This window comes from Brevundimonas sp. UBA7534 (genome assembly GCF_002479325.1).
GTDB lineage: Bacteria > Pseudomonadota > Alphaproteobacteria > Caulobacterales > Caulobacteraceae > Brevundimonas.
Genome location: NZ_DLMO01000020.1, coordinates 1 through 4852, shown reverse-complemented (window position 1 = coordinate 4852; position 4852 = coordinate 1). Strand labels below are relative to the sequence as shown.

At 70.4% G+C, this 4852-nt stretch carries 5 protein-coding genes; 2 read left to right on the top strand and 3 right to left on the bottom strand.

Going from position 1 to position 4852, the window contains the following annotated elements:
• From B2U11_RS01300 to B2U11_RS01290, 3 genes are all read right to left on the bottom strand, one after another.
• A partial coding sequence (locus B2U11_RS01300; protein WP_292069224.1) for an RNA polymerase sigma factor occupies positions 1 to 608 on the bottom strand: 608 nt, incomplete at its 3' end.
• A gap of 366 nt (positions 609 to 974) precedes the next feature.
• The gene (locus B2U11_RS01295) at positions 975 to 1115 is read right to left on the bottom strand and encodes a hypothetical protein (protein ID WP_292069223.1); all 141 of its coding nucleotides are present in this window, start codon (positions 1113 to 1115) and stop codon (positions 975 to 977) included.
• A gap of 159 nt (positions 1116 to 1274) precedes the next feature.
• Entirely contained in the window at positions 1275 to 1946 is a 672-nt protein-coding gene (locus tag B2U11_RS01290; RefSeq protein ID WP_292069222.1) for a DUF6629 family protein, read from the bottom strand.
• Between the two features lie 160 nt (positions 1947 to 2106).
• Here B2U11_RS01290 and B2U11_RS01285 point away from each other — a divergent pair, with 160 nt between their 5' ends.
• Together B2U11_RS01285 and B2U11_RS01280 are read left to right on the top strand one after the other, a co-directional pair.
• Complete coding sequence (locus tag B2U11_RS01285; RefSeq protein ID WP_292069221.1) at positions 2107 to 4482, top strand: xylulose 5-phosphate 3-epimerase; 2376 nt, start codon at positions 2107 to 2109, stop codon at positions 4480 to 4482.
• On the top strand, positions 4479 to 4852 hold a 374-nt coding region (locus B2U11_RS01280; RefSeq protein ID WP_292069220.1), incomplete at its 3' end, for an MBL fold metallo-hydrolase. The genes B2U11_RS01285 and B2U11_RS01280, both read left to right, overlap by 4 nt.

Below are 4852 nucleotides of genomic sequence, written 5' to 3'. Positions count from 1 at the left end.
AGGGCGCAGGGCTCCGGGCAGGCCTGGCAGTGCGCCAGCATCTGCCGCCGCAGCGCGGCGCGGCCCCGGTGCACCCGCACGCCGACGTTGTTGGCGGTCAGTCGCATCTCGCCGGCGATCGCCGCCAAAGGGACATCTTCCATTTCCGCCTTGCGCAGCAGGCGAGCGGTTTCCGGCGGAAGCTCGGCGAGGGCCTGCGCGAGACAGTGCAGCGCGCGGTGGACGTCGTCGTTAGTTCCGTTCCCCTCGTCATATCGGGGCTCGGCGTCGAGGGCGTTCGTCAACCGGGCTCGAGCCGCGTTGCGGCGGTAACGATCGAACAGGGCGTTGCGCAACGCGATCCCGAGCCAGGCGTCCACCTTGCCAGAGTCGGTCAGCCGGCCCGCCGCCAGGGTCACCTTGAGAGCGAATTCCTGCAGGACGTCCTCGGCGTCTTCGGGCGAGCGCAGCCGTTTGACGAGGTAGCGCAAATGCGTCGGACGATTCTCGCGGAGACGGCGCTCGACGAGGCGGCGAATTTCAGCCGCCGGCGTCGCGGAGGCAGCAAGCCGGGGGTATGTGGACGGTGTTCCCCGGCTGGAAGCGGTGACGAGGCTCTGTAAACTCATGGTTGGTCCCCTGCATGAAGTCAGTGAAGATTCCTGAGTAAGCAACGCCTAGATTTGTGCTGAATCAAGTGCTTAAAAAGATTCCCTTCGACTCCTGTTTTGTTGAGGGATACGGAGCGTCTATGCGTATAGACATCCGCTTCACCCGGTTTCCACCAGCCGATGTCGTCGGATGCCCCGCCTGCTCTTTCCGCAGGAGGTTCCCCGTCAAGCCAAACCGGCGTCGGGCGGTGTGGCGGATCAGCTCCGCCCGGACGACCTCACCGTCCGCCGAACAGCTGGAGCATCTCCGGCTGGAGGAGCCGCCCTGTCCGCTGCGGCGCTCAGCGGGCCTCGGTCACCAGGGAAAACGCGGTACTGGCGAAGCTAGATCGGCGCCGCCCCTGACGTAGCGGGCTGCCGGGCGCCCATGCCGGCGCCGAGCCGCAGCCGTTTGAGCATCAGCGCGTTGACGGCCACCAGCACCGAACTGCCGGACATCGACAGCACGGCGAGGATTTCAACCACCCCCTGATCATCATCACCACGGCGTTGACGCTGAGCATCGTGGTCTCGGGGTTCATCCTGCTGTGGATCCGGCTGGCGCGGGATCTGAAGACGTTCCGGGCCTCGCGGCGCGCCGCCCGGCCGGAGTGACGCCACCCGCGCGACGGCCCGCGCGACGCCTCAGCAGGGCGCGGGCGACGCCGCCGGCTTCCGGGAGAGGGCCCAGATCAGATACAGGGACGCCGCCGCGCCGCCGAAGCAGAAGACCGAGATATAGGCCCACTGGAAGAAGCCGACGGTGACCGCCAGCACCAGCGCCACCAGGCCGCCGAACACCCTTGCCGTGCGATCCGTCGAAAGCAGCAGCGGGACGATGATGATCGTGACATAGACAAGGTAGGTCATGGGCCGGCCGATGACCGCGTCGAGCAGTTCGGTGTCGCTGTAGCGGATCGCGCGGGGCAGCAGGGTGACCTGCAGCCAGCCCTCGTGGACCAGATAGGGAATGAACTGAACCGCCCCCAGGGCGGCCCCGGCGACCGCGAACACCAGATAGGCCGCGCGCCGCCGGTGCGGCTCGATGAAATACACCGAGACCGGCAGCCAGATCGGCCAGGCCACCCAGGCGAAGAACATATAGGCGAGGGAATAGAGGCGGGCGCCCTCCGGATCGCCGCCGGAGCCCGCCACCCAGATGAACCCCTCCATCAGTTGCTGGAGGCCCAGAAGGATCGGCAGAGCGGCCAGCATGGCGTAGCGCGGATCACGCCTCAGCGCCGTCGCCACGGTGAAGCCGCCGGTCGGGATCAGCAGGGCGGCGGCGGCGAAGCTCACGGGCGCCGACAGGCACATCTCGTCATCCGTTTCATCAGGCAGGCGATCATCTTGGCGCCCCGGGGGACCGCGCGCAAGGCGCGGCGACATCGATCCCCCCGCCGTAAGCATTCCGTGCGAGCGGCGTCATACGCACGACCGGATCGAGGCCGGACGCTGACGGACGGACGAGGAATCGATGCGCTGGGCGGAGACATGGCGGGGCGGCTACGGGCCGTTGGTGCGGAGCCCGGAGACCGTCGAGCGGTTGGCCGCGACGACCGACCGCCTCGTGCGGCGCGGCGTCTGGCCGGACGAGGAGTCGGTCCACCGTCTGCTGGCCGCGGCTGATCGGCTGGCCAGCGCCGCTCTGTGGCTGGTGGCGCACATGACCTACGCGCGCCGCGTGGACCTGTCCGGCGCGACCCTGCCGGCGGAGGCCTTCAAGGCCGCGCCGGAGGGACATACCGGGGGATCGCTGAACATGGTCCCGGCCTTCGTGGGCTATCTGCTCGCCAATGCGCTGTCCGGGGGAACGCGCGCCTGGATCATGGGGCAGGGCCACTGCGTCGCCGCCGTGGAGGCGGTCAACGCCCTGACCGGGGACGTCTCGCCGGGACAGAAGGGTCGCTACGATCGCTCCGACGCCGGCCTGTCCCAGCTGGCGGCCGACTTCTACAGCTATGCGATCGGTCCCGACGGCCGCCCCGCGGTTCCCCTCGGCAGTCACGCCGGCCCCGGGACGGCGGGCGCCGTCTCGGAGGGCGGCTATCTCGGCTTCGCCGAGCTCGAATATGTCCACATGCCGCTGCGCGGCGAGAGCCTGGTCGCCTTCCTGAGCGACGGCGCCTTCGAGGAGCAGCGCGGCTCGGACTGGTCGCCGCGCTGGTGGCGGGCGGAGGACTGCGGCCTCGTCACGCCCGTCATGATCCTCAACGGACGCCGCATCGAGGAACGCACCGAGATCGCCCAGGACGGCGGCGCGGACTGGCTTGACCGCCACCTGCGCCTGAACGGGTTCGATCCGATCGAGATCGACGGCCGCGACCCCGCCGCCGTGGCCTGGGCCATCCTGGAATCCGAAGAGCGGCTGAAGCGTTTCACCGCCGATCCCAACCGCCTCTATCCGGCGCGGCTGCCTTATGTGGTCGCCCGCACCGTCAAAGGCTTCGGCTTTCCCGGGGCGGGGACCAACCGGGCCCACAACCTTCCGCTGGAGGGAAACCCGCACACCGATTCAGCGGCGCGCGCCGCCTTCAACGCCGCCGCCGCCGCCCTCTTCGTGCCGCCGCGCGAACTCGAGGCCGCGCTCGGCGCCCTGGCGACGCATGAACTGCAGCGCCGTCCGCTCGAGAGCGGCCATCCGGCCGCGCGGCGAGCGCCGCCGGCGCCGGTCCGGCCCGCGCCGTCTCCGGAGGCCGGACCGCGTTCGCCCATGGCGGCGATCGACGACTGGTTCGTGTCGTTCGTCGACGCCAATCCGGGCCTGCGCGTCCGGCTCGGCAACCCGGACGAACTCCGCAGCAACGGCATGGGACGGACGCTCGAGCGGCTCCGCCACCGGGTGAACCGCCCGGAGCCGGGCCTGCCGGAAGCGGTGGACGGGGCCGTCGTCACGGCCCTGAACGAGGAGGCCGTGGCCGGCGCGGCCCTGGGCAACAAGGGCGGCCTCAACCTGATCGTCAGCTACGAGGCCTTCGCCGTGAAGATGCTGGGTCTGCTGCGCCAGGAGATCCTCTTCGCGCGGCGGCAGCGGGAGATCGGCGTCCCGCCGCAATGGCTGAGCGTGCCGCTGGTCGCCACCTCCCATACCTGGGAGAACGGCAAGAACGAACAGTCGCATCAGGATCCGACCCTGGCCGAGGCGCTGCTCGGGGAGATGTCCGACACCGCGCGGGTGCTGTTCCCGGTCGACGCCAACAGCGCCGTGGCCGCGCTTCGCGGCGTCTACGGCGGCCGCGGCGAGGTCGCCTGTCTCGTCGTCCCGAAACGGATCGGGCCCTGCCTGGTCGACGCCGCCGCCGCCGAGGCCCTGTGGGCGAGGGGCGCGGGGGTGATTCACGGCGACCCGGCCGCGGCCGAGATGCAGATCGTCGCGGTCGGCGCCTATCAGGCCCGAGAAGCCATCGCCGCCGCCGTCCGGCTGGAACGGAGCGGCCGCCGGGTCTGCGTCGTGGCCCTGCTCGAGCCGGGCCGGTTCCGGGCCCCGCGCGACGAGATCGAGGCGAGGCATACCGCGTCGCCCGAGGACCTGGAGGCCTGCTTCCCCGAGCGCCTGCCGCGCCTGATCCTGACCCATACGCGGCCCGAGCCCATGCTCGGCCTGCTGCGCCGCCTCGACGGCGGACCCCGACGCACCCGGGCCCTGGGCTACATCAGCCGCGGCGGAACCCTCGACACCCCGGGCATGCTGTTCGCCAACCGGTGCACCTGGGCCCATGCAGCGGTTGCCTGCGCGGACCTCCTCGGCGCCGACGCGTCCGGCGTTCTCACCCCCGCGGAACTGGCCGCCGTTCGCGGCGACGCCCACCCCCGCATCCTGCAAGTCTCACCCCCGGAAGGATCTTCCTCGTGATCAGTCTCACCAGCCTCGGCGGCGCCGGCACCGTCACCGGATCAAAACACCTGCTGGAGGCGGACGGCCGCCGCATCCTGGTCGACTGCGGCCTGTTCCAGGGCCTCAAGACCCTGCGCGAACAGAACTGGGCCCCCCTCCAGGTCGAGCCCTCAAGCATCGACGCGGTGGTGCTGACCCACGCCCACCTGGACCATTCCGGCTATCTGCCCAAACTGGTCAAGGACGGATTCCGCGGACCCATCCTGGCCAGCGCCGCCACACGGGACGTGGCGGAAATCATCCTGCGCGACAGCGGCCATATCCAGGAGAAGGACGCCGAGCAGGCCAACCGCTACGGCTACGGCAAGCACAAGCCGGCCTTGCCGCT

Excerpts from the sequence above, each read along its gene's own strand:
- B2U11_RS01285 (WP_292069221.1), top strand. The coding sequence starts at position 2,107 with ATGCGCTGGGCGGAGACATGGCGGGGCGGCTACGGGCCGTTGGTGCGG.
- B2U11_RS01290 (WP_292069222.1), bottom strand. The coding sequence starts at position 1,946 with ATGTGCCTGTCGGCGCCCGTGAGCTTCGCCGCCGCCGCCCTGCTGATC.